The 748-nt window shown below is 70.2% G+C and carries 1 protein-coding gene; it reads right to left on the bottom strand.

Features of this window, described 5'->3' with window-relative positions; genetic code table 11:
- Positions 1-61 precede the first annotated feature (61 nt).
- The coding region (locus tag HL189_RS22465; protein ID WP_369135957.1) for a sugar phosphate isomerase/epimerase family protein at positions 62-748 on the bottom strand (687 nt) is incomplete at its 5' end.

The following is a 748-nucleotide window of genomic DNA, read 5'->3' as shown; positions in this document are numbered from 1 at the left end:
AGCTCCGCGGCAGGGACGTCGGCCAGTTCCGGCAGGACCCCGGAGGTGGTCTCGGTGGTCGTCACGCCTGGGCCTCCGATCCGGGAGCAGGAGTCTTCGGGGTGCCGATCTGCAGCGAGCGGAGCCCGCAGCCGGCGAGGTGACGGTGGGTGCGCTGGGCGATCGGGAACGGCTGGTCAGGCGGGCAGGGGTACATGTCGTGCTCGACGATGGCGAAGACGTCCAGGTCGAGTGCCTCGACGGCCTGCAGCAGTGACGGCAGATCCGGCACGCCGTGTGGCGGCTCGACCATCGCGCCCATCTGCACCGCGGTCGGAAAGGGGACGTCCTCGGCCAGCACCCGGTCGATCACGGCCGGGTCGACCTGCTTGAGGTGCAGGTAGCCGATCCGCTCGGGGTACCGGCGGATCAGCTCGAGGTTGTCCCCGCGGTAGTAGCTGACGTGCCCGGTGTCCAGGCACAGCGGGACGTACTGCGGGTCCGTCTCGGCGAGGAACCGCTCGACGTCGGCCTGGTGACCGACGTGGCTGTCGGCGTGCGGGTGGAAGCCGATCGACAGGCCGTACTCCTCCTGCACCGCCCGGCCCAGCCTGTCCATGCCGACGGCCAGTTGCTTCCACGCGTCATCAGACAGGTCGCGTGACTCGATGTCGGCGCCCGTCTTGTGATCACGCCAGGTGTCCGGGATGACCACGACGTGGGTGCCGCCCAGCTCCGCGGTGAGCGCGGCGACGTCGCGCACCTGGTT

This window comes from Modestobacter sp. I12A-02662, from assembly GCF_041028325.1.
Lineage (GTDB): Bacteria > Actinomycetota > Actinomycetes > Mycobacteriales > Geodermatophilaceae > Modestobacter.
The sequence above is the reverse complement of the archived record's forward strand: the minus strand, read 5'-3'. Positions and strand labels throughout refer to the sequence as shown.